The following is a 25,165-nucleotide window of genomic DNA, read 5'->3' on the forward strand; positions in this document are numbered from 1 at the left end:
TTTTTTTTGTTTATTTGATCTTCATAGACAGAAGCATCAACTGTGTTTTGACTGAAGCGAACTCTGTATTGACTAACACTTGATCTAAAATGGAATCACGTTCATTACGTTTAATCAATCGATTGATATAATTGATTGTATCTGCATTCTTAGTTTTACCGTTGTTAGGATTGATATTGATAAGGAAGTCAATAGCTTTCAAACGTGCTAAGAACTCAGAGCCAGCAATCTGCCTTGTAGGAGCTTGCTCTGGTAATCTAAGTAATTCTTTAAAGTTCATCTTAGTAACACATGGGAATGTCCTAAGAATCGTGTTAAAGTCTAAATCGGTTTGTTTTACATAGTCTACAATCTCTTCTAGACAATTGTCTACTTTCTTATCGTAATTGATTAAAGTAAACGGATGTCTAAACTGTGGCTCTCCCATAGGAGCGCCCATAGCGAGATTATAGACTCGATTAAATATACAATGATCCAGATGACTGTACAGCATATTAGGCAACACATACATGTGTACAAAGACACTTGTAGGTGATGCTGTTAAACTGTCCTTAATACGCTCGTATTGCTCTTTTACGAAACATCTATACTGAACTACTAAGGCTGGTAGATTAATCTCTATACAAGCTAATCCACCTTCATCTGAGTATGCCTTACCATTAGGTAACAACAAACTAAGATCACTTTTAGGATGTGATACTACTTTGACTGCTTGAACGTTCTTCCAATCTTTTTCAATCTCGTAAGGGTTCACGAAGTCATTAGTAACCATGATGATCTCTTTAGTGCCTTCTCCGTAGAAGACGCCATTAAAGATATCACCTTTATATACTGAGCTAGATAACTTGAAATGCATTCCTATCTGTAAGGCTTTTGCTTCTATCAAGTTGTAGAGTTGTTCTATGTCTCTGTCGAACGAGACACTTATAGAAGTAAGGATTCTAGCGATCAAGTGGTTACCCTTGACAGCGAATCTTCTATTCTGATAGTAATCGATGGTTGTCTTCAGATTCCTATTCAGACCAGATCTCAAATACTTCCAATCAGGATATGAACTAATACCCGTACTAATATTAGTTAGGTTATTGAAGATAGTCTGCATCTCTTCTCATTTTCTAAGTGTGAACTGCAAAGAGTTAATTTAACATACGATTTAGAAAAGATTGCTATAATGTAATTTTTACTGTTTACACCTGTATATTATGTAGCTTAACTAAGTAACTGCCCCGAACAACAACCGGGACAGAGTTATCCCTACTATGTTGCCCTATGACCACTAACGAGCTTAACACTGCGAAAAAAAGTTCGTTTTGAAAAAATAACGGCAATATATCATTCATGTGAGGATACAGTAAGTAAACTCGCTTCAATCAACTTTCTAGAAAGAGTAAACGAAAATGGCAGTTCAAAAAGGCAACGGCGGCGAATCGATGCAAGACCAACTGAAAGGTGTGGCAGATCAAATGCAAAGCAATAACAATCCTCAATTCCAAGCTGGTGCTGCCGCTCAGGCTGCTCAGCAAACCACCGGTTTCGACGGTATCTCTGATATCTTCGATCTGGATAACAGCAACAGCTTGCTGGGTGGCTCCACTGGTGACATGGTCGCCAAGCTGATGGAGAAGACCGAAGCTGACATCAAGATCATGGAACAACGCCACAAGGTGGTGAAGTTCGGTGTTCTGCCCGTTGATCGTGAAGCGAATCAAGTTCATGCGTCGGCAGTCGTGCTGACCGCAGTCGATGCCGAATACCCTCGTATGGGTATGCTGGCACACGTCATGATTCTGGAAGGAACTTCCCCTCAGGAAGATCCGATGAACGTGACCATCCAAGGCCATGCTGGTCAACCCACTCGCACCATCTCGGTGCCTGTGATGACTTCGTCTGTCTGGGATGACGACTATCACGAAACCGTGAACAAGGTCATCAACGAAGCCAACGGTCTGGACCCAAGCAATCAGCCTCTGATCGCTGGTGTGACCGTGATTCCTCGTAACTTCGACCTCGAAGACAAGGAAGCATTCGCACGCATGATCCGTAACGTGTCTCACTCTCTGGTGACCGAAATCGCCAAGAGCCGCATGACTGGTAAGCTGGTTCTGACCAAGCCTAGCGATGACAAGTACATCGCAGCAAACGTCTCCTACAGCAGCCGCCATGTGAAGGACTCGGTTGGTCTGCCCCAACGTTCAGACGTGGTGATCACCCTGAACGAAAACACCAAGCGCGCAAACGTGAACCGTCAGTCTCTGAACGGTAAGCTGCGCGCAAAGCGTGAACTGGGCACCATGACTGGTTTCGTGGACTTCTTCTGGAACCCTGTTGCACCTGTGCAGCAAGGTGGCATGTTCGGTCAATTCGGCCAACAACAAACGCCTACCCAAAAGTACACCCCTGCGTTCATCATCCGTTCGCTGAAGACCCCTGTGGCTGGTGTCATCGAAGCTCAGCTTCTGATGCTGCTGACTGCCGGTATCGTCGGTAAGCAAAACGAATGGGTGAATTCTCTGGTGAGCAACTGGAGCGAAAGCCGTCGTGAAGAGAACAAGAACCGCATGAACTTCCGTGATGTGGGTGCTCTGAACATCGAAGGCAATCTGCCTCTGGGTGGTCAGCAATCGACCAGCAAGTACGGCGCTCCTGTGAACACTATCGAAGATAGCTTCACGCAGGAAAGCTTCATGCAGTACCTGGGTGCCATTGTGCGTCCTGAACTGCAATGGGCTCTGGATATGCCTATCCTGGGTGCTGAATCGTGGTACATGGACCGTTTCCTGGATTCGGCCAAGCACAGCAAGCCAAGCACGCAAGTGATCTACAACGCTCTGAACGAAATGACCAATGGTCACTTCGAGACCTTCTTCCAGAAGCTGGGCGGTGGTGATCTGTGGCTGGGTGATGCAGTGCCTTACCACACTGGTTACTACTACGGTGAACGCGATGAGATCCGTGATCTGGCTGATGTTGATCTGCTGGCTGTCATGAATCGTCTGGGTGTCTCTGACCCATCCGTCGGTGATCGTTGGGCACGTACCTGGGTTCCTTCCAAGGACAACTCGGAAGTGCTGCTGGACGAACGTCTGAGCATCATCACTGATGTGCTGGGTGGTAAGAACTACGTTCTGACTGGTTGGGGCGCTCGTAGCTTCATCAACCCGAACGTGATCGTGGCTCTGGGTCACGCTGCTGCACAAAACGGTTTCGAGATGTCCTTCGTGACGCCTTACGCAAACAACGTGAACCTGCAACAACGTGCTACCTTCGACTTCAACGGCGTCTCTGGTGCTCGTGCATCCAGCTTCGACGGTGTGTTCCAAGGTCGTGGTAATGCCCAAGGTTTCGATCAGAACTTTGGTCAGTTCGGTGGCTTCAGCAGCCGCTTCCAGTAATCTGGACTAAGTAGAGAGAGGGTGCCTTTGGGCATCCTCTTTTTATGTTGTTCCTTTTTTTGCTTTAAAGAGATTTGAACAATATATTATTAAGGTGAGTAAGTAATAAGAAATGTATTATTAAACTCAGGAACTAATCTATTAGTAAGTACTTGATATTTACTATTGCCAATTTTGAAAGGATGTCAATGACGATTAGTTTGGATCTGGTTAACAACGATGAGGAATTCAGGAATCTACAAAGAGACCCCATCATCGTAAATGATTTCAAAACTGATACTCAAGAGGAGAAGGATCTCATACTTGGTAAGATCATGACCAAGTATAACAGTGACGTTATGGATAGTGTTCCACGATGTGACTGCGGTAACATCCATGGTGCTGATCGAAAAGATGAGTACTGTAAGGATTGTCTGAGCTATTGCTCTCATCGTCTTGAGGATAAGATTGAATCTATCTTGTGGGCACGAGTTCCAGAAGAAGTCACGGGTTTTGTTAACCCGATGGTCTGGACTATGCTTACGAAGTTCTTCAAGAAGGGTGGGTTCGACGTTATTCAGTGGTTGACTAATACCAACTATGCGTCTAACAGTCGTGAACCGTCGGAAGCAAAGCTGATCCTGGCGATGGGTATTAAGCGAGGTTACAACAACTTCATTAATAACTTCGATCAGATTCTGGAGTTGATGCTTCAGATACCGACCTACAAAAAGAAACAGAACAAGGATGAACTGGTTGGATTCATTCAGATGTTTCGAGATAAGATCTTTAGCCGATATCTGCCATTTCCAAATAGGGCGTTGTTGGTTATTGAGAATACTGACTTCGACCGATTTGCAGAGCCTGTCATCTTCTCTGCTATTAATGCAATCAACACGATTACATCGATTGATTGTTCTCTGATTAAGCCTAAGCTATGGGTCAGAGAAAACAGAACGGCTAAAACAGTAGCGGCAATCGCGGAATTCACTGAACAGTATTTCCGAGATCACGTTGCAAAGAAAACTGGTCTGTTTCGTAAACACTTCTATGGGTCACGTTCTCACCATAGTTTCCGTGCTGTGATTACATCTATCACTAGACCTCACAAGTACGATGAAATTCATGTCCCATGGATCGTGGCAATGGGTGCTTTCCGTACGTTCTTGCAGAATAAGCTAGAGCGACGAGGTTATACCCTTAACCAAATCAATGAAAAGCTCAATAGACATGCATCACTGTATGACGAAGAGTTGAATGATATCTTCTTGGAGTTGATTAATGAATCTCCAGAGAAAGGGATTCCAGTAACTTTCTGCCGTAACCCAACATTGGGTATGGGTAGTATTCAACGTGTACGTATCACTCGTGTGAAGACGGATGTGAACGATCCAACTATCTCGATGAGTATTCTCATCGTGAGAGCGTTCAATGCCGACTTTGATGGTGATGCAATGGGTGCACAAATCATGATGGACAACTTCATGGCTGAGATGAGTCGTGCTCTTTGCCCTCATCGAAACATCCTTGACCCCAATACACCAAGACAGATCAATGACCATCCTAGTATGGCCAAGACTGTTGTGTCTAACACAGGTAATTGGTTTAAGGAAGTTGTTACGTCACAGCCAACAGCCGCGATGGAAGAATTCGCTCTTTGAAAGGATAGCTAATGGCTACAATAGGTGGTGGATATGCGGTAGCGAGTGCGCTTGCATTCGGAATGCCGGATGTTCAAACACAAAACTACTACGCTAGTCAGATTCGCAATCTGTCTAATATGGGATCAGCTAGTGGATTCTCGGAAGGGTTTCTCAGTGCTGCGATCAAAGTAGTAGAAGCTTTGGATGCGAGTACTATTATTAATAAGGCCACAGCAGCCGTTAATAAGGTACGTGGCTTCTTGCGTGCAAACGTGATTAGTCGTTTGGTTACGTTGGAAGATCTACAAGTTGCAGGAACGGAGATGCAGAAGTATCTCATGACTGATCCTGTGGTACGTGAACGTGCAAAAGAACAACGGATGCACGGTTACAAGGATACTTACACAGATCCTTTCCCACATCTTGCAACTGAACATCATCCTGATTATCGTGACTCGATGACAGGTATCGTGCAGAATGATGATCAAGGTAATACATTTTGGGTTCAGTATCAACATAACAGAAATGTTCATGAAAATCCTGAACAGAATGTGCTCACCTCTGAACAGAAGTTCTGTATTGTGGACTCTCGTGCAATGATGCGTGAGTTCTTGGCAGCGGGTGGCAAAGACCCGTCTGATGGTTGGAACGGCGATCTGTAATAGGATCGCATAATAGGACACCCTTCGGGGTGTCCTTTTTGCTTGGATAATAAAAATGGATTCAGATCAAACCTTGGCCTATTCGATTGTTCTTGTTGTAGTGCTAATCGCTCTCCCTCTTATGAAGTGGAGATCCGATAGCCAGTTCAAAGCATATTTGAAATCTCAACTACATCCTACTGAACTTGCTCGTTTGGATACAACCGAGAAAGATATTTATGTTGGTGCAGTTTTCTGCGATACTCATTTCTATGAGATCTACACCAATGGTAAGGGTGGATTCTACTTTAAAAAGGAGTCTAAATAATGGCAGGTGTTTACGCATTCATTAAAGTGTTTGCTATTTTCGCATTCGCAGCTCTCTTGGTTGCTCTCCTTGCGGAATTAGCTTACAGACGTTTTTTCAAGAAAACGAAATACGTAGAGAAGGAAAACTTCATCTCTATCCTCCAACGTGGAAATGTTAAAGATGTTGTAGTAATCAATCGATCCTCTGACCGTATAGTTGGTGGAGACGGCGGATACTATACAACATAGGAGAATACAATGCTTTGGCTTAAGGTTTTATTCTTTTTTTCTTTGCTGGCACTCATAATCGTTTTTGTAACCTATATCTCCAAACGAGATATGGTAGACGATGACGAGGAAGAACCTATCGAGTACGGTAGTGTTGAGTTATTACCAGTTATCGTTGACATAACTGGTCGTTATCCTCAAGCGGATTTAGTAGTTAGAGAATTCTGTATAGATAACTCTAAATACGAAATTCGGACTGATGGTAAAGGCGGTGTTTACGAATGCTTATCTTCACTTTATGATAAAGTATGTGATGATCTATATAAAGAAATATCATCTAATCATAAAAAGAAACCTAGAAGACCACTTCATCATTCTTTCAGAGATAAGTTCTAAAAAATGCCTAATGTACCTGATTTAAGTGTAAAGGGCTGGATCACTAGCCCTTTAGAGAAAGCAGATAAACTGCTAGCTCATTTCTATGCTGCTGAGTATTCTCAATCGAATCTCTTTCCCAATGATGTCCATTCGTTTACTTACATTCTACAAAAGAATCTGAATAATCAGAAGGGACTGGAGAGTGATTTGGTTGAAGAGTTGACCAGGTACTTTAATAAGTACTTCCTCAACACTCAAACTACAGCTACGGTTACAGATGATACTGGCAGTGCTAGTAAGCAGACTGTGACTATTACTATGACATTTGAGACTCCAGACGGTAAAAAGTTTGATCTCTCCGACGTAGTAACGGTAAAGGGATCATTGTTTGATCGCTATACTCATCTGAATAATACTGGTGTTCTTAAAGATACAGAGGATGTTGAATAATGGCTACTAACAATAGCATCGACGCTGCGGCAGCAGATGTCTTGAGTCGCTTCAAGGATCAGGAAGATGTAGAACGTGTACTTCTACCGCGCTTACCTGAGACATTGTTTGTTGAATTCTTTCTACCATTGTTCAAAGGTGATATCAAAGATCCTCTGTTGGCTGAAGAGTTTAGAACTAAGTGGTTCACAATAGCTAGACATCCTCAAGGTGAAGTCAATATCATTGACGAACGTGGCAACATTCTGTTCACTACACCTAGCTATAGTTACACCAAGATGTTTGATCCTACTAAGGCTGACACTAGTGGTAGCTTTAAGGATCTAATTAGTATTGCTAATCAGATGGGATCTTCCAATCCTATTAGAGCTAAGCAGTACTTGGAAAACAATCTGGTCAAGAAGTTTGATGCAATGCGTATCAAAGGCCATGTCTTGACTAAGGAAGAAGAGCGTTGGATTGAGATCTTCCGACGTTATCCATCAAAAAATGATGATAATACTTCTAGCGGAAATTCTGTAGGTGGTACTGGGAAACCTAGTACATTAACAGATGACGACTTAGAAGACGTAGATGACTAATAAACTAAGAATAGCTTCTTTTAGTGATGTCCATCTAGGGGCCAACAGAACCACAACACCTGAGATTCTGGCTGGTCTCTACGATGCATTCGACAAAAACAAACTGTTTGAGAATATTGATGTTCTCATCATAGCTGGAGATTTGTTTGATCGTTTACTTGAAGTTAACAATGAGCATTTGACGAGCATTATCGTTTGGATGTCTTATGTTATCAGGCAATGTGAGCGTAAAGATATTACTCTGTTGGTTCTTGCTGGTACAAAATCACATGACCGTGATCAGAATGAACTCTGGGTATCTACTGCCAGGGCTATGCATTCTAACTGTAAACTTCATTATGCTGATACCTTGAGTATTGAATACTTCAAGGATTGGGATATGAATGTCTTATTCGTTCCAGATAACTTGAATCCAGATTCTTCAGTAACATGGGCTGAATTGCAGGAACTAATGGAAGCTAAGGGACTGAGTAAAGTTGATTTTGCTGTTATGCATGGTCAATTTCAGCATCAGTTACCTGAATTTATTAGTGAGAAGAGTCCAGCTACTCACAAGAACTCCAACTACTTAAATATTGTAGAGCACTATATCTTTGTGGGACATATCCACACCCATAGTGTCTATGATCGCATTTTGGCGCAAGGTAGTTTCGATAGAATGGCACACGGGGAGGAGGAACCTAAGGGTTTCTTAATGGCGGAGATTAATCTTCGTGGGAATGTATCAGATGACTGGTTCACCTTCATTCCAAACCCCAGAGCCAAGAAATACATCACCATTAATTGCCTTGGTTTAGAATTAGATCAAGCACTAATTAAAATTGCACAAGAGATAGAAATCTTAAGTGATGGTGAATATGCTCGTGTTGAAGCAGAGAAGTTCAGTCCTATCTTCTCCAATATGGAAGAGGTTATGAGACTAGCTCCTTTGATTAAATGGAGCACATTAAAGCGTGACCTAGAACAAGAAGCTCAGGAAAAGATCATTGATGCTCAGCCAGAGTTGCAAGAATGGAAAGCAATACGAGTCGACAAGACTAATATTGTGGAAGTCGTTCAAGCAGAACTTGCTAGTATGATGATTGATCCAACAACTTCTAACTATGTTATGGAAGTAATTCAACGAATTAAGTAAAGGAATAAGGAAAATGACCAGTCCAGTTTATGAACGCGATGTGTCAGCTTTCCCTTTTTCAGTCGGGACCTCTCTTGCATTCGAAAGTTTGTTTGAAGGTCCTGACGCTCCAATTGATCCCGACAGACAGATACCGCAACAAGTTAACATTACTGACTATAATGAACTTTGGATTAATGTGGGTACTCTCTTTAGAAATATGTTCACAGCAATTCCTAGGGATCGTGTCTCCGACACGGTTTCTAGGGATTGTGTGGATGTGTTAGCTAGCGAGATGTCCCAGATCCTTGAATTAGTGAATGAACAGTCACAAGGGAAGACTAGGGTCATTTACTATATCTGTAGCTACAAGGGATTGGAGAAAGAGTTCAAGGGAGCATTACGTCGTATACCAAACACCGATAAACAGAAATTCTACCAGAACTTACTAGACGAATCACTCAATAAACTCCTACGAAGAGTTAGAGAAACTCGTGAACTCGATATTAAAGAGTTCGATGTAATTATCTTTCCAGATGAAAGAATCAATGCGTTGATGATAACTCACTACGCAGTTGATCTCTTGTCTGCAAAAAGGTTTAGATCATTAGAACTATTGGAATCTCACACCGGGGTTCTAAAGAAATTCAATACCTGGTACACCAAGTACTTCAATGGTAAAGAGCTAATGATGATACCTTTCAATGAATCACTGATTAAGTTCTTTGGTGACAATGACTTGATCGTACCTTTCCATTTTAAGGTACGTCGTGTGATTCAAGAAGTAGCAGAGCAACATAAATGGAATTACGCAACTTCCATGCCTAAGGTTCGCTCTGATCTTAGTACTATCAAGGATCATTTTGCAAGAAACGAAATCTTGAAAATGCTGTAAAAATTGTACTTTTTACAAACCAGTTTCATAATGTGTATAACATCACAAAGGTTAGGCTATATGAGATTCATGATTCCGAGAAATACGGTAGTTGCTACTTATTATCGTGGTAATGTGAAGTATGGTGTAATAGCAACTGGTAATGGTAAAACTTTCGAAGCAATAATTGGTTAACTTTTTTGGAGTCTAAAAAATGGCTCTATGGTATTTAGTCCCGAAGGAAACAAACATGTCTGATTGGAACAACTCCACCCCCGCTACTCCTCCTGCTGGTGCAGGTCAACCTACTGTTGATGCTCCTCCAAAGCCTGCTGAAGGAACTACTCCTCCAGCACCTACTGGTCGTCTGAGCAAGAACATTACTCTGTCTCAGTTCTCAATGTACGCTCCTAGCGTGAAGAACCCAGACAAGCAATTGCGTCTGAACATTGGTATCAGTGCAACTGGCTTCCCATTCATGAATGTGGATGCTGATGAAAACATTCAAGAGCGTACCAAGGAAAACAACTTTGGTAAGCTGACTGCTCGTTTGGGTGGTACAGTGTTCTATACACTGCTGAACATGCTCAAGTTTGCCAAAACCAAGGAAGCTGGTTGGAAGATGGGTCTTCAGAACTTCCACAACTATGTCAATGGTCAAAAGGTTGACAAGCCACAACACATGAACGATGTTCTGGTTGGTGTGGACAATGACGGTTGTGTCTGGATGACTATCGTTGAGAATGGTCGTGAATCGGTTCGCTTCTTCTTTGGTCCTTCTGATTGGCACAATTGGAAGAAGGGTGATGGCGAGATGGCTTCTCGTAAAGAGATGAACCATTGGTCGCTTGAAGGTTACGTCTCTGGCGTTACTGCTGCAATGTCAGCCATCATGGGTCTCCATGCTGTCAATGGTACTGGTGAAGAGAAGTTCGGATCTGGTGCTCCTTCGGCTGGTGGCAACGGTGGTTGGAAATCCAACGGTGGTAACAACAACTGGAAGGATCGTCAAAACGGTGGTGGCTGGAAGGGCAACAACGGTGGTGGCGGTGGTGGCCAGTGGCAGAAGAAGCCTTGGCAGAATGGCCAAGGTGGCGGAGGCGGTTGGAAGGGTAATAATAACGGCGGTGGTGGCGGTTGGCAGAACCGCAATGGTGGAGGTGGCGGAGGTAACTGGAATAAGGGCGGCAATAATGGCGGCAACTGGAACAAAGGTGGAAACAACTTTGGCGGTGGCGGCAATGGACGCGTAGAAACCAGTAACGAAGTTGCTGATACTGGTGACATTGAATTCTAATGTCATAAAAGGTGGTGGTCTACGGGCCACCACCTTATCAGCGAGTTGATACTATTTTTTTATGACAATATATTATAATATTGATCATAATGGAATTGTACTTTGAAAGGGTATCCATGCAATTCGTAATCCCGTCCAATGTCGTTCTGGCAGAACGCAAGGAGTGCTATGTAGAGCACAAGGGCCAACAGATTCCGTTTAGTGTGAATGCATTCACACGGACGGCGTTTGAAACAACTACAGAGAAGTCTCAGATCTTCTCACACATCAACCGATACATTGAGTCTCTAGGAGAAAAGGCTCAAGATCAGATTTTCCAAATCTATTCGAATATCAAGAACATCTTTGATACTGTTCCTGAGTTCGAACCTGCGAAACGCAAGCTGCTTGATGAGTGCGGTGTTTTGTATCAGTTCTTCAATTACGATAGTATCTCGAACTGGTTGAAATACAACTCACAAGACATTGTTCTGCCGTCTACGAAACACATTCGTACGGAATATACAGAAATTGATGATCGCAACCATACCAAAGACAAGACTTATATCTTGTCCGATTATGTTGATCTGATTGTACTGATTGTGCAATTGCGACCCATGATCTTTATCTGGGGTGAGTTCATCAGGAACTTCTCCAGTGCTACCGGAACTACTTTCAAGGAATCATCAGCGTATGACTTGCTCAGTAAGACGGGTGTTCTAGAAACCAAGGCAATGGTTAAACTTGAGACTTATGTTCGAGTGATCACGCCGCCAGAAGGTAGTCGAGAGGCTATCGTTGAATTCATCAGTGCTGATTTCTATCCACTGTGGAACCTGGCTGTGCTGGTAGTTCGAAAGGTCTGTTTGTTTGATGTGCGTGGTCTCATCGACGATACACCTACGATCATCCGGCATATCTCCACCCACATTCGAGAAAAGATTAAGCATTCGAGTAACAGTTTTGATGGCCAGATTCGTGATAAGAATGACAACAATTCCGACAACCAATCTGAAGAGCAGCAAACTAGCCGCTTTGAAGCAATTAAAACTAAAGAATTAACTACAACTGGTGATCGTGTGTTTATCGAACGCATGGTTCGTAACCCGTTGATGTTAGCCAAACAACTCGATCCAACGTGCCCACCTGAGTTGGTGCTGGAGTTCTATAAACTCCTGACACATCCAGACATGTCGAAGTTGGTTCTGAGTAAAGTCCAGAAGACCATCACTCGTCAAGTGTGTTCTTTGGTTATTCCACATCGTGGTTTTGAGTATCTTGCAAAGGAGAAGATGAATTGCGTAGCTGCCGCACAAGCAGTATTGTGGAATCAAGGTCACCATCTGTTGGCTGGTATTCTGTCGGCTCAGTCCTTGTCAGACATTAAAGAAGACTACATCAATGCTAGTAGCGAGAGTAAGAGTAAGGTACAACCTGAACTGAAAGAAAAGCTGCTGGGATTGTTCCCTTTCACGAAGAAGTCCAAAAGCGGTAAGGAATCCGATGTCGCTACCAGCGCTATCGACTTTATCGTAAAAGAACTCTCAAATGAAACGTGGATTCTCAGACTGCCACCTGAAAAGGTAGCAATGGTGAATCTGGCGAATCCAACATTACTGCGTTTGACGATGCCACCAAACATCAAGAACAATGTAATTGAATACGGGATCTACATTGCATCCCGCATCCCACCAGAGTTGAATAACTCGAAATAATCCATTTTTTGAAGGAAGTTAGTATGAACAACTTTGGACAAGCCGCAAGCCATAGTTTTGGTCGTCGTGTGAACAACGTTATCTTTCGTAACGTCACACTCAACGAAGTGACTCAGTTTGCAACTCAAGGGTTTCGTCCTTATACTGCCAACCACGATACCAAGTCTATCGTGGAAAATGCAGTGAACATTGTCAGTGAGCGTCGATTCGATCTGGGTCGCTTCTCTCCAGATACAGTTGGTAGTATCTCTGATAACATGATTGGTGTCAGCGGTGCAGCTACTGGCAACATCGGTATTGACAATGGTTGGGGTACTGTTCGTTATATGTTCAGTATCACAGTTGATGTGCAAATGTCATCTGGTGGTTCTATTAACTACATCGTGTCCGGTTTTACCGATACGAACAACATCAACGTGAATGGTAACCATATCAGCATTGATCCGAATATCATTCTGCATATCACCAACATTGCAGAAGGTCGTTCGACCAATGGTGGACTGTTCATTGGTCGTTCTGATCAGATTCTGACCCGTCAGCATTACATGAACGACATGAATGCCAACGGTACGGAATTCCATTCACAGCGTCCTATTGACGTGTTCACCACCATGAAGGCGAACATGTTCAAGCAAGATGGTGCGACGACTTTCACTAATACTGAGTCGTCCTTGGGCACACCAGTGTTCGGTAATCGTTTCAACAACATTCCGAATTACTATTCGTCCAACATCTTCAACAGCTATGTTGAGGCAGCGACTACGAATGCAGAGACAGTGGGTGACGGTTATCATCCTGAAGTTGCAGAGTTGACTAACACTAAGGCTGCATCTGAAGCGTACATCTCTGGCAATAAGTTCTTGGAGTACCTCAATGCGAACAACGATGGTTTCACCACCAAGACTTCGTTCCGTTGGGCTGACTTGTTGAACATCGATCCACACATCATGGATCGTCTGCACTTGAACCGTTTGTCTGACCGTGAACGTTTCCTGCCTAGTACGGGTCTGATCACAGCTAACACGAACAACCGTTCGGATATGTTGGGTCAGATTGCTTCTGTATTGGCTACGAGTATCCCTGCTCTGGCTAATAAGTTCAACCTGCAAATTGTTGGCTTCATCGCTAACAACATGTTTGGTAACCATAGTGTGAATATTGATCCGAGCACTCAGTCGTTCAATCCGATGACGACCCGTATGCACGCTGATCAGTTTGCACATGCATTGCCATCTCAGGTATTGGATAGCCTGTTCACCAACATGCAATTGGTGTACGAAATGCAAGTGTATTGTCAGGTCAACTCTGAGACATTCATTCGTTTGAATGTTCATGGGTTGGGTAATGAGGACTTCCTGATCCCAACATTTGCAGAATCTCTGTTCACTCCGACGGTTACCAATCAGACTGGGACTATCGATAGCATCAGTGACACAGTGAAGTTTGTGACTGCACGAGTAGCTGAGGAAACCAATGTCGGTACAACACGAAATGCTGCTGATAGCTTCATGCAACAAATCGCTGGTAACCAGACACCTGGCTCCTTCGGTAGTTTTGGTAATACGTTCAACAACAATGGCGGCTTCACCGCTGGCTCTTCCGGTGTTTAAAAGGAACCGAAAAAATGTCTGAAAAGAAAAGTTTGATCCAGATTTACAAAGACATCTTGTCGACTGCATGGATGTCGGCTAATGAAAAAGGTGTCATCAGTCGTTTGATTGATCCTGAAACTGGCGAGAAATCGCCAGTGATGATCGAAGATAACACTGACAACAAGAAAAAGAAGACGGCAGTGTTGCCAATCAAGGAAAACTTGGTTGGTTTGGATAGCAATGAATTCTTGGTGATTCATCCACTCAATGAGAATCCGAGCAAGCCAGCAAGCCCTGTGGTGGATTTCCTGCGTCGAATGATGTCGGTTCGTTTGAACTGGGTGCTCTCGACCATGTTGCCTGAACTGTTGGTGTTTGCTGCTAGCCCAGCAAAACACGATCTGCTCAAACCAGAACAGTTGGATATTCTGACAACTCTGGCAGAAGCAGGTAAGGACTCGGCAAACAAGTTCTTGAAATTGCTGGAAGCATCCAAAGCTAAGAATGGTCACTTCTCGACCATTGTCTCGGTGTATCTGACCCGTGGTGGTGTGGTGAACGATAAAACGTATCACCGTGCAGCTATTGTGAAGTTCACCTTGTACGAAGAACTGATCAAAGCTGGCGATGACAACGTGGTGCTGGGTGTAAAGTTATCCAAGAAGGATCGTGAACTGTTCAAGAAACTGTTCGAGCGTGTCATTCCAGGACTGGACAACCCTCAACACTATAGCACTGGTAGCAATGCCAATGTAGCTCCATTCATGGATGCGATGATGAACACGTTCCTCAAACTGTTCAGCATTACCAACGACATGGTGGATAACTACAAGGTGGTGTTCAGTATCCCTGATCTGATGTCTGTTCCTATGGAATGGTCGGACGAATTGCTGGATATTGATAGCCTGTCCTCGATTGTTCGTCTGGTGCCACCTCAACGCGGCAACGAAGGTGATGCTCGTGTAGATGAGAAGCTGCGTGAAGAGCACTCTGCAAACATGGGTAACTTCAAGAGCACGGCAGAAAAGGATGCAGCGGGTAATAACTTCAGCCGTCCTCAGCCTACTCCACAGCAACCTGAACCTCAGAAACCAGCGGTTAACCCTAATGGTACTGTGTCGTTCAATGCAGTGACTTCGTTCAACCAGCAACCTCAGCAAACGGCAGCGTTTGTTCCACCATGGGAAAACCAACCTGTGACTGGATTTGGTAACCAGAACCAATCCAATAACGGTAAGGTTTCGTTTAGCTCGTTGGCCGTAGGTCAGCAAGCTCAGACGAATTTCCAAGGATTCCAGAATCAAGGCCGTAGCACACCGTTTGGTGGCAATAGCTTTGGTGGTGGATTCAGCGGCGTCTAAGACAGCATAAAGAGAGTGCCTTCGGGCACTCTCTGCATGTTTCTTTTTTTATTTTGTGTTCTTCTTGATCTGTGTCTTGAGTGTATTGAGTAAACGTTTTACAACCTCAGTATCACAAACCACGATAGATTCCTCTGTACCTCTAAAGTCTGAAGGATTTCTAAGACCATTTATGCGTAGGATTGCGTAATGATACTCCATTGGGACTTTAAGATGAAATAACAGGCCATAAAAGTCAGCGGCATACTTGAAACTAACCATTGGGGCAATGGGTACAACGCTGTTAGACTTGTGATTTCTTAAAAAGATAATGTGGTCTTCAATCATCTGCCTATACTTGCTAGTATAAAAGCTAGAATCACCTTGCGGAACCATATTGTTTAGTAGTGTCATAGCTGTCTTTGATTTAAATTAAATACGGCGATATATTATTAACGTGGTATATGCATCCATACTTGTTTTGAAAGGATTGTCAGTGGAGAATAAACAGAACGAAGGGTTCTTGATTGGTAATTATGTTACCAAGCTGTTCCCTCATGAAGTAAGACGAACCCATTTGGGTATCGCTGGGATGAATCCTATCCCTCTACATGATTCCTCAAGTCGTGTGCAGATGTTCTGTAGCCACTTGGGTCAGAAGCTGGTCTTCCATGGTGTTGAGGAAAATCAAATCCAGTCTGGTTTGGAGTATGAATTCGCTAAAGGTAACTTCCGAGTTGCTATGCCTAAGCGTGGTCGTATTCTGGCAGTGATTCCAAGGTATGGTCAAGCTATGGGTGCGGATGCAATCCGTGAAAACCCAGAGACTTTCGTGATCTATCAAGATATCAGCGACCGAAATACCATCGGTACGATTGATATCATGAGTCTTGGAAGGCATTTCAGTTATCATCCTTACTTTGGTTTCGACTATAAACAGGGTGAAGGTCTCAAGAATCTTCGTAAAGACGAAGTTATCGAAGAAGATACAGTTCTTCTGGAGACTCCTACTACCTCAGAGACAGGTGGCTATAAGTTTGGTATCAATGCCACTGTGGCTTTGATGACACTCCCAGAGGTATCTGAGGACGGTGTTATCATTTCTGAGTCCTTTGCCGAGAAGCTGAAGTTTTACAAGTATGAAACTCGCTACATCGAGTTCGGTAAAGATCAATTCCCATTGAACATTTATGGAGATGCCGAGAATTATAAGTTCTTGCCAGAAATTGGTGAACGTGTTCGTGATGACGGACTGTTAGCGGTATTGCGTGAGATCGATGATGAGATGTCTCTCGTTGATCAGAACGTAAACACTACTCGTGTGGTCGACCATGTGTTCGACACCAAAGTACACGTAGTCGGTGGCGGTGTAGTTGAAGACATCATGGTTATCTGTAATGACGATAGTCAAAACAGAATAACTGAACAAACCAAGCAGCTTGAGAAGTACATCGTTGCTAATACAGCATTTGATCGTCGCATCTTGAGTTTGCATAAGGAGATGGTTAAGAAGTATGGTCAGGACAACCTGCCATATAGCGGACCGTTCTATCAAGCGGTTCGTGAGAGTTTGATTATGACGAATATGGAAGGGAAAGAAAAGATCTCTCTCCAACATCGTAAATCACAACTGGATCATTTCCGTGTTATCGTCGTAGTTAAAAAGGAAATCAAACCTAACTACGGTTTCAAAATCACTAACCTGGGTGGTTGTAAGGGTGTGGTGTGTGGTATCCGTAGGGATGAAGACATGCCAGTTGACCAAGATGGTAATCGTGCAGATGTGATTATGGACCCTAAGGCATTCGTTAACCGAATGACCATGAGTGGTCTGATTACACATTTCTTAACTGCTACCGCTCGTGACATTGCGAAGCGAGTGCGCATTAAGCTGGGCATTGAGCACGGTGAAAAGCGTTGGAGTGGCGAGCGCAAGATTCGTCAGATGGCCACCACCAATCCAGGTTTGGTAAAGGAGTGCTATGAATACATGCTAGAGTTCTTGCGTTTGTGTGCGCCATTGCAACATGAACGATACGAACAGGAGCAGTTCAATTCCGATATGGCATTGAGTTATATGGTGACATCGTGCATCGATAAGATGTATTTGTATACACCGCTGGAGTTCTCTCCTGAGTATGCCAAGAACATCCCTATTATCAATGAGAAGTTCAAACCATTGAAGGGACCAGTCCAAATCACCAAGATGAATGGTGAGAAAGTATGGACTAAAGAGAATGTCATGCTCGGCGATATGTATATCATCGAATTGGAAAAGATCGGTGATGACTTGTCTGCTGTGGCTTCTGCTAAGACTCAACACCATGGTGTGTTGGCTCAGATCGGTAAGCAAGACAAATATTCGGATAGTATCCGTAACCAACCAATTAAGGGTATTGGCGAACCAGACGGTCGTTTGTTTGTAGCGTATTGCCCGTTGCCGTTCATTGCTGAAATGATGGATCGCAATAACAATCCTATTGTCCACAAAGAGCTTATCACCAATTCGCTCAATTCGGATAAACCGACCAACGTTCAATGTTTGGTGGATCGTAAACAGTTTGAATACGGCTCTACTAAACCAATCCAGTTCCTTGATCACCTGGCCGCATGTAGCGGTTGGAAACTGGTCTACCACTCACATAAGAAGGCAAAGGCTTAAAGCAAATGCAGAACTTACGAAAGTACAGTGCTAAAAGTATGCTTCAATACTCCACTGAGGAACTCATCGAGAAACTCAGTGGTGCTTTCATTCTCGTCTTCGAGGATGGAGAACTGGTAACCAACTATAAGGAAACCATCTACAGTTCCTTCATTTGGGACTACCATCGTAAGTTCCCTTACCTTCCACTCAAGAAGAGTCACCATGTGGCAAGTCTCTTCAAGCGTGATGAGCAAGGGAATTATCTGTCAGGTAATAAGGGTGGCACTCACATCAAGTTGACCAACACTGTGATGTGGGATCTCCATGCAATCAAAAATGCATCGAATCCGGCTATCTTTGATGAGGAGTTGTGTGAGCTTGCTTTCATCCACATCAATAACCTGTACAACTATTTGTCTTCGTTGGACGAGTATGTTGAATCTTTCGATATTCTGGATTATCTCGAAATCCGTGAGTTGATGGAGGTTCGTCAAGTCTTGGACGACATGGATACTGACGAGAGCATTAATACTGCTTACGATACAGTGTCGAAGATCATTAAGACCGATGGTCGTCTCAATCGCAATCCATTGGTTCGTGCTGACCGCGATGGTTCTATCAAGCACATGCAATTGCTGCAATGTTTGGTAGCTCGTGGTAAGACAACCGATATCGATAGCTATCAGTTCAAGGAACCGATTAAACGTGGTTATCTGGATGGCTTTAAAACCATCTATGAGACTATCATTGAATCCCGTCCCGCTTCTCAATCTCTGTTCTTTAACAAGGACACTCTGAAGAAGACTGAGTATTTCTCACGTCGTCTCCAGATTCAAACGATGATTGTAGAGCGTGTTCATCCGGGTGACTGTGGTAGTCAAAACTATCTGATCTGGAAGCTCAGTGGTGAAAACTACGACTCCCATGGTCGTTTGACCAAGAAGAAGGATTCACATTACTTCCAAGGTAAATTTTTCCTCAATGAAGAAACTGGTCAGTTACAAGAGTTCAAGGAATCAGACGAACAATACATTGGTAAACGTCTGAAGTTCCGCTCTCCTGTAGCTGGATGCTTCCATCCTGATCCGAAAGGTATTTGCAGCACCTGCTATGGTGCTCTGGCATCTAGTGTGCCGACGAATGCCAACCTGGGTCACTTGGTGGCAGCATTCATTATGGCTAAGATTAGTCAGTCGATTCTGTCTCTGAAGCATTATCAGGGTTCAGCATTGATCGACCGTATCGAGCTTGACCAAAATCAAGGACGCTTCTTTGTCACAAACAAACTCGCCAATGCTTATTTGATTAAGCCTAATTGGAAGGGTAAAGAACTGAAGATGGTTATCCCGAAAGAGGAAATCGTCGGTATCACTGACTTGCAGTTGGTGGAAGATGTTCGAACGTTTGGCTCGATCACACACTTCAGTGAGATCTCCAACGTAACCTTCATAGTCAAGGATGGCTCTATTCTGGAAAGCATCCCTGTGGATGTTGGAATGGGTAGACGACTTGGCTCTCTGACGTTCCAAGCCTTGGAGTTTATTAAACAACATGGTTGGGATTACGATGTCAAGGGTAATTACATTATTGAACTAAAGGACTGGAATCCTGAAACGATCTTGATGAAGTTGCCAGACATTCATGTAACAGCTTCCGATCTTTCTAAGGAGATTGAATCTCTGATCGAAGGTCGTAAGACTGAATTGCGTCAACGTGACACCCATGATGCACCTGAAGAGTTGTTGTTCAATCTGCATAACACAGTGAACAATAGCTTGGATATCAACATTGCATTGTTGGAAGTCATTGTATACGCAGCTATGGTACAGGATAGCCAGAACAAAAACTTCAATCTGCCAAAGGGTAATAGCCGACGTGGATTGGGGGTGAGTGAGGTAACTATTGCAGGCCGTGGTTTGGGTGGCACAATGGGCTACGAAGATCATGCTGCAACTATCCAGAATCCTAGCAGCTACTCTTGGAAGGGTCGTCCATCTCATGTGATGGATGTATTTATTAAACCCAAGGAAGCTGTAGCGGACGATAAGTTGCCACGATGGTAACATAAAGGAGGCACCTTCGGGTGCCTCTTTTTTATGTCGTAAAAATCTAAATATAATAAAGGGCTTAAATATAATGAGTTGATCTTACCGGATCGACACAGTCATTTAGAAGGATTTATGATGTCCGATATTAGAAAGAAAATGACTGTAGTGATTGGTAGTCACTTCTTTAAGGTTCTTGTAAGAGATCCTAAGGAATACTCATTAGTACTGAGATATACCAAAGAATTCACTACAGTAGAAACGGACAGAGATGGTATTCCAATACCTACTGTCTATGCGGTGGTTAATAAACACGACAATGAGTTTAGATTCCATATCAATACTTATTCGGGTTTCGTTAACTTCTTAATGGTTAATGGCTTAAGTGTCAACGACTACGATGTCGAAGTCATGCCTATTAACTATGGTTACGATACAGGTATCAAGATGCTGGACAAATACAGTCCCAGAGAGCATCAGGTGCCTATCATTGATTATTTCTTGACCCAGACAGCTAAGTCGGGTTATTACATTAATCAAGTGTTAAAACAAAACTTCATTGGTATTCAAACCGGTGAAGGTAAAACTCTTACCTCTAGCTTCTGTGCTGTAAAGTTGGGTAAGCGTATTCTGATTTGTGTTCGTCCTTTGTTCATGAAGAAATGGGCAGAGGATATCTTTGACATTTTCAAAGTAAAGAAAACAGAAACGTTGAGCGTCCAAGGTAGTGATCAGTTGAAAGGATTACTGAGCATTGCTAAGGAGCCAGAGTTTAAAAAGGTTAAAGTGATCTTGGTATCATTACCTACTGTCCGTAATTGGTTTAAAGCCTACGAGACACTAGGTTCTAAGGCTTGCCGTGAAGCAGGCTACGATTGTGATCCAGATCAGTTCTATGAACACCTAGGTGTAGGTATGAGGTTGATCGATGAAGTCCACATTGACTTCCATTTCAATTTTATCCATGATCTCTACACCAATGTAAACAAGGGTATTTCTTTATCAGCCACACTCCTTAATCTAGATCCATTCATGGAGAAGATGTACAACCTAGCCTATCCAAAGCTAGACCGTTACAATGGTGGTGAGCTTAAGAAGTACACTAAGTCTTTCGCAGTGATGTACGACTTCCAGTTCCAGAGAAGAGTCAACACGAAGGACTTCGGTAGTAACACATATTCTCATATAGCCTTTGAAAAGTCTATTATGAGTAATAACAATAAGGGATTACTGAATAACTATTGTGGGATGATCTATGATATCTTGAATATCAAATTCCTACCAACGTTCACTAAGGGTAAGAAAGCAGTAGTATACGCAGCTAGTAAAAAGATGTGTACAGCTATTGCAGAGTTTCTCAAGAAACAACTACCTGATATGGACGTTAGACGCTATATCGGTAAAGACCCTAAAGAGCCTGGGATCGAAGATCCATATGAAAACCTGTTAGACGCTGACATTCGTGTTACTACTATCCAATCAGGTGGTACAGGACATGACATTAAAGGTTTGACTGATGTTATCATGACTAACTGTATCCAGTCTATTCAACAGAATATTCAGGTGCTTGGTCGTCTTCGTGAAATCATCGGTGGTGAGACTCGTTTCTATTATCTGACATGCTACTCGTTGGAGAAACAAATGAAGTACCACTTCGATAAAGTTGAAATGCTCAAGGAAAGAGCTAAGTCTTTTGAGATACTTCCATACGGTATGAAACTATAATAAAGGGGGGTCTTCGGACTCCTCTTTATGCTGTCACTATTTTAAAGAGGGGAAACACAGCATGAAAATCTTTGCATTCTTATTGTCTACTATTGCAGCCGTCTACATATTTGTACTCCTGACAGACTACATATATAAAAAGACTAACAACAACACATATGTGTATCTCACTTTGGGTATCTTTGCACTCACTGGAGTTTGGACACTCGCGGCTATAATCTGCTTCTTCTACAGGAGAGTTTATAGACAGGTTTGAAAATAGGCAACATAAAAGGCAGGTCGCAAGACCTGCCAAATATGCCCTATCTCTTAAGAAGTTACAGCTTCTTAAGATTTAGTATTATCAACCACTACAGCGAGAACTATCAAATGTTCACGTACAAAGTAGCAAACTTCTTATCCAAGAACGGGATTAAGAACATCAGACGTATGAGTATCTTCGAATACAATCGTCTCTGCTTAAGAGGTTAATAAATCTTTTGTTCATAGTATAGCAGTAATGCTATCATAAAAGACTCCCCTTACGGAGAGTCTTTTTTTTTGTTTAAGAGGGATTCAGTCCTTGCTTTAACGCATCTGCTGCTTCCTTATCGAGCTTGGCATCTTGTTTAATGAACTCTTCAGCTAACTTAAACATCCATTCAATTTGCTCTCTTGGGTTGTTGATAAACTCAAGAAGATTCAAACCGAAGTATTTAAGTATCTTAGACTCATGGTATTTTCTAAACAGTGCATATAAACGACTGTTATAACCATTAGCTTCGTTCTGAAACATCCCCACACTAGCCATAGGTCTGTTAGGATCTCTTTGGAGGTGGTTGTGGATACCGAAATGAGACTCATAGAAGTCATTCATTAACAGCCCCGCATCAATAGATGACAGGGCTGGTGAACGATCTATTAAGTCCCCGGCCACGTTGTTGACATCAACATCGATACCAAATCGAATATGATCTACATGTAAGCCTACGTTCTTTATCGGACCACTTAGCCCAGTCGGCTCAGCTTCTGGGAGTGGAGCGTAAAAAAAGTCATCAGAGGATCGATAGGTAGAACGCTAGTACCCAAAGGTGCGTCGTCGCTATAAGCCTTGCTTTGCTCACCCTTACAAACAGGACAGATATAGTCAGGGATACCAATGACACTAATGGTAATGTCGTTGATATACTTCTTAATATCTTCCGAGAACTTCTCGGTGATGTCTGGTTCGGTAGAGAGGCTATCAAGTGCTTGATCAATCGTTTCAGCATCCTTAATGATATCACCGTAATCGATGGAATCAATAAAGTGAGAATATTGACGGAGCATCGTAGAGACCGAGAGCTTATTGATGTAAGCATTTCGATCCTTGGTGCTGCTATCAATACCCAGTGCTTCGATCACACGTTCGTTCAGACGATCAACCCACTTGTGAGTAGAGTTGAAGTATTCACGAAGAGTTGGAATCTTGAAGACGATCTTGATCTCATTGCCACTGGAGAGCTTATAGATACGTTCACGCTTTTGACCACTGAGCATTTGGTTCTGATACTTACGGATGCTATCAGAATCCATCGATCCAGATGCCTTGTTAGACATGTGGTTCTTTTGCTCTTGTGTCAGTGCCTTCTGGTTAACGAATTGCAACTTGATAGGATTAATCAGTTCTTGTGAAACATGATTACACTTATCGGGATTGCAAGTACAAGCACGGCTATACTGGAATCCATTAGGATACACAGCACAAGCCAGATGCCAAACCATTGTTGACAGATCAGGCAACAGGATCAGATCCAGAAGATCTTCTTTTTCTTTCGCTGAAGTACTATAGAAGTTATCCAGCAACAGATTAAAGTAGTTCTCATGAATGATACCTGATACGGCTGACAATGCCAGACCCCAAGTATGTCGACCCAATTCTACCTTACTGGTAGTAATGGCACGTTGCAGTTCCAGAATATCAGGTTCCTGAGGCGTCTTGGCAGTGAGCCAGATACCAGAGTGCCAGTAAGGCTTACGAACCATCATACCCAGGCCAGTCTTGGAACGAAGTCCGAGAATAGCTTTCTCACCAGAGACCACCATACCACCGGCTACAGTGGCACGTTGCAATGCTGGGCGCATCTTACCTGAGTCATGGTGAACTGCTTGCCCGAATTCAGCACTCGGATCTTCCAGAGCTTCCAGACCAGAGTCATCAATTCTCAGATGACGAAGACCATCATTGAGAGCACCGACCCACTTACGTCCTTCTTCAGAAGAACCCAGATTGACTTGTGGAATATCTTCGATGATATCCGACAATTCTTCCACAGTCACTGTAGGTAGTGCAATAGTTTCTCGTCGTTCATCGAACTTTTCTAGATCCTTACTATAAGGTTCTGTCAGTACAGTGTTCTGGGGCTTACGTGTGACTCTAGGTTTAGCTTCCTTAACCTTAGTCTTGTCAATGGTCTCACCTTGACCATCTACTTCCTCTGTTTGAAAGAATGCATCCATGGTTGGAGTGCCGTGCTCATCCTTCTTCACTACAGGATCAGCAGTTTCAACAACTTCAGTATTAATCTGAACTTGTTCTCTCTTCAAACTAGGCTGTTGATTGGATTCTTGTTCACTCATTGTGCTTTCTCTTCAGTAGGCTTGGCTTCCACATCGGTAACCACGTTAACATCCTGAGCAGCAGCTTGAGCGGCGGCTGCTTCAGCCTCTTGGCGGCGACCCAGGGCAATACCCAGCTTATCAGTTAGGAACCTTTGATTCTGCGACACCACAGCCGAGAAACGAGTGGCGAAATCAGAATAACTTTGTCCAAGTTCAAGGATGAAGTTAAAATCGTCGTCACTAGTTACTTGACCAGTCTTACTAATATGCTGCTGACCAATTCGAGCCAGTTCATCAGCAAACATTTGCAGGTCTTTGTTCATACCGTTGATGGCGGCATTGACCTCGATAGTCTCCTGACTATTGAAGAATCTGAAGATATTCTTATCAGAATAACCTTGGCGAATAGTCTCACCAGTACCAATCACCATTCGGCAATTGCTATCGTAGAGTTCTTTTGCGTCATCCCAACCAGTGTTCTTTTTAAAATAGTCAGCACGCATCTTTTGAGCGCTCTTGGTTTTCGCTTCTTGCAAGTCACGTTGCATACGACCATAAGACTTCTTTGTCATTTTCCTGTTCCTTACCAGTTTCTGGATTAAATCATTTGAACGGACATAATTGTCACTCAGACAATGAGTTTCTTATTTATTTTTTTA

21 protein-coding genes are annotated in these 25,165 nt (G+C 43.1%); 17 read left to right on the forward strand and 4 right to left on the reverse strand.

Going from position 1 to position 25,165, the window contains the following annotated elements:
• Positions 1 to 10 precede the first annotated feature (10 nt).
• Entirely contained in the window at positions 11 to 772 is a 762-nt protein-coding gene (locus tag RR877_RS00005) for a hypothetical protein (protein ID WP_332627213.1), read from the reverse strand.
• A 625-nt stretch (positions 773 to 1,397) separates the two neighbouring features.
• Between RR877_RS00005 and RR877_RS00010 the strand changes: the two genes are divergently transcribed.
• The 17 genes from RR877_RS00010 to RR877_RS00090 all read left to right on the forward strand — a co-directional run bounded on the left by RR877_RS00010 (position 1,398) and on the right by RR877_RS00090 (position 21,926).
• Entirely contained in the window at positions 1,398 to 3,392 is a 1,995-nt protein-coding gene (locus tag RR877_RS00010) for a hypothetical protein (RefSeq protein WP_332627215.1), read from the forward strand.
• A gap of 188 nt (positions 3,393 to 3,580) precedes the next feature.
• Entirely contained in the window at positions 3,581 to 5,032 is a 1,452-nt protein-coding gene (locus tag RR877_RS00015) for a hypothetical protein (RefSeq protein ID WP_332627216.1), read from the forward strand.
• Positions 5,033 to 5,043: 11 nt separating this feature from the next.
• Positions 5,044 to 5,676 (forward strand): hypothetical protein, encoded by a 633-nt coding sequence (locus RR877_RS00020; protein WP_332627218.1) that lies wholly within the window; start codon positions 5,044 to 5,046, stop codon positions 5,674 to 5,676.
• Between the two features lie 55 nt (positions 5,677 to 5,731).
• Positions 5,732 to 5,983, forward strand: coding sequence for a hypothetical protein (locus RR877_RS00025; protein WP_332627219.1), 252 nt, complete (start codon positions 5,732 to 5,734; stop codon positions 5,981 to 5,983).
• Positions 5,983 to 6,213, forward strand: coding sequence for a hypothetical protein (locus RR877_RS00030; RefSeq protein ID WP_332627221.1), 231 nt, complete (start codon positions 5,983 to 5,985; stop codon positions 6,211 to 6,213). Before RR877_RS00025 ends, RR877_RS00030 begins: the two co-directional genes overlap by 1 nt.
• 9 nt (positions 6,214 to 6,222) lie before the next feature.
• Positions 6,223 to 6,588, forward strand: coding sequence for a hypothetical protein (locus RR877_RS00035; RefSeq protein ID WP_332627223.1), 366 nt, complete (start codon positions 6,223 to 6,225; stop codon positions 6,586 to 6,588).
• Between the two features lie 3 nt (positions 6,589 to 6,591).
• Positions 6,592 to 7,020 carry a hypothetical protein gene (locus tag RR877_RS00040; RefSeq protein WP_332627224.1) on the forward strand — a complete coding sequence of 143 codons (429 nt, stop codon included), beginning with the start codon at positions 6,592 to 6,594 and terminating at the stop codon, positions 7,018 to 7,020.
• Positions 7,020 to 7,601 carry a hypothetical protein gene (locus RR877_RS00045; protein ID WP_332627226.1) on the forward strand — a complete coding sequence of 194 codons (582 nt, stop codon included), beginning with the start codon at positions 7,020 to 7,022 and terminating at the stop codon, positions 7,599 to 7,601. The genes RR877_RS00040 and RR877_RS00045 overlap by 1 nt, the downstream gene beginning before the upstream one ends.
• Positions 7,594 to 8,736, forward strand: coding sequence for a metallophosphoesterase (locus tag RR877_RS00050; RefSeq protein ID WP_332627227.1), 1,143 nt, complete (start codon positions 7,594 to 7,596; stop codon positions 8,734 to 8,736). The genes RR877_RS00045 and RR877_RS00050 overlap by 8 nt, the downstream gene beginning before the upstream one ends.
• Positions 8,737 to 8,749: 13 nt before the next feature.
• Positions 8,750 to 9,610: a hypothetical protein gene (locus RR877_RS00055; RefSeq protein ID WP_332627228.1), complete on the forward strand. Its 861-nt coding sequence runs from the start codon at positions 8,750 to 8,752 to the stop codon at positions 9,608 to 9,610.
• 229 nt (positions 9,611 to 9,839) lie between these two features.
• Positions 9,840 to 10,886 (forward strand): hypothetical protein, encoded by a 1,047-nt coding sequence (locus tag RR877_RS00060; protein WP_332627229.1) that lies wholly within the window; start codon positions 9,840 to 9,842, stop codon positions 10,884 to 10,886.
• A gap of 116 nt (positions 10,887 to 11,002) precedes the next feature.
• Positions 11,003 to 12,580 (forward strand): hypothetical protein, encoded by a 1,578-nt coding sequence (locus RR877_RS00065; RefSeq protein WP_332627230.1) that lies wholly within the window; start codon positions 11,003 to 11,005, stop codon positions 12,578 to 12,580.
• 23 nt (positions 12,581 to 12,603) lie between these two features.
• Positions 12,604 to 14,190 carry a hypothetical protein gene (locus tag RR877_RS00070; protein ID WP_332627232.1) on the forward strand — a complete coding sequence of 529 codons (1,587 nt, stop codon included), beginning with the start codon at positions 12,604 to 12,606 and terminating at the stop codon, positions 14,188 to 14,190.
• Between the two features lie 14 nt (positions 14,191 to 14,204).
• The gene (locus RR877_RS00075) at positions 14,205 to 15,533 is read left to right on the forward strand and encodes a hypothetical protein (RefSeq protein WP_332627233.1); all 1,329 of its coding nucleotides are present in this window, start codon (positions 14,205 to 14,207) and stop codon (positions 15,531 to 15,533) included.
• A gap of 475 nt (positions 15,534 to 16,008) precedes the next feature.
• The gene (locus RR877_RS00080) at positions 16,009 to 18,174 is read left to right on the forward strand and encodes a hypothetical protein (RefSeq protein WP_332627234.1); all 2,166 of its coding nucleotides are present in this window, start codon (positions 16,009 to 16,011) and stop codon (positions 18,172 to 18,174) included.
• A gap of 38 nt (positions 18,175 to 18,212) precedes the next feature.
• Positions 18,213 to 20,219, forward strand: coding sequence for a hypothetical protein (locus RR877_RS00085; RefSeq protein WP_332627235.1), 2,007 nt, complete (start codon positions 18,213 to 18,215; stop codon positions 20,217 to 20,219).
• A 120-nt stretch (positions 20,220 to 20,339) separates the two neighbouring features.
• The gene (locus RR877_RS00090) at positions 20,340 to 21,926 is read left to right on the forward strand and encodes a hypothetical protein (protein ID WP_332627236.1); all 1,587 of its coding nucleotides are present in this window, start codon (positions 20,340 to 20,342) and stop codon (positions 21,924 to 21,926) included.
• Positions 21,927 to 22,470: 544 nt separating this feature from the next.
• Here the strand turns inward: RR877_RS00090 and RR877_RS00095 are convergent.
• The 3 genes from RR877_RS00095 to RR877_RS00105 form a co-directional block, all read right to left on the reverse strand.
• Entirely contained in the window at positions 22,471 to 22,842 is a 372-nt protein-coding gene (locus RR877_RS00095) for a hypothetical protein (RefSeq protein WP_332627237.1), read from the reverse strand.
• Between the two features lie 71 nt (positions 22,843 to 22,913).
• The gene (locus RR877_RS00100) at positions 22,914 to 24,524 is read right to left on the reverse strand and encodes a hypothetical protein (protein ID WP_332627239.1); all 1,611 of its coding nucleotides are present in this window, start codon (positions 24,522 to 24,524) and stop codon (positions 22,914 to 22,916) included.
• Positions 24,521 to 25,078 (reverse strand): hypothetical protein, encoded by a 558-nt coding sequence (locus RR877_RS00105; RefSeq protein ID WP_332627241.1) that lies wholly within the window; start codon positions 25,076 to 25,078, stop codon positions 24,521 to 24,523. The genes RR877_RS00100 and RR877_RS00105 overlap by 4 nt, the downstream gene beginning before the upstream one ends.
• Between the last annotated feature and the right edge of the window lie 87 nt (positions 25,079 to 25,165).

This window comes from Aurantimicrobium sp. (genome assembly GCF_036667855.1).
Taxonomy (GTDB): domain Bacteria; phylum Actinomycetota; class Actinomycetes; order Actinomycetales; family Microbacteriaceae; genus Aurantimicrobium.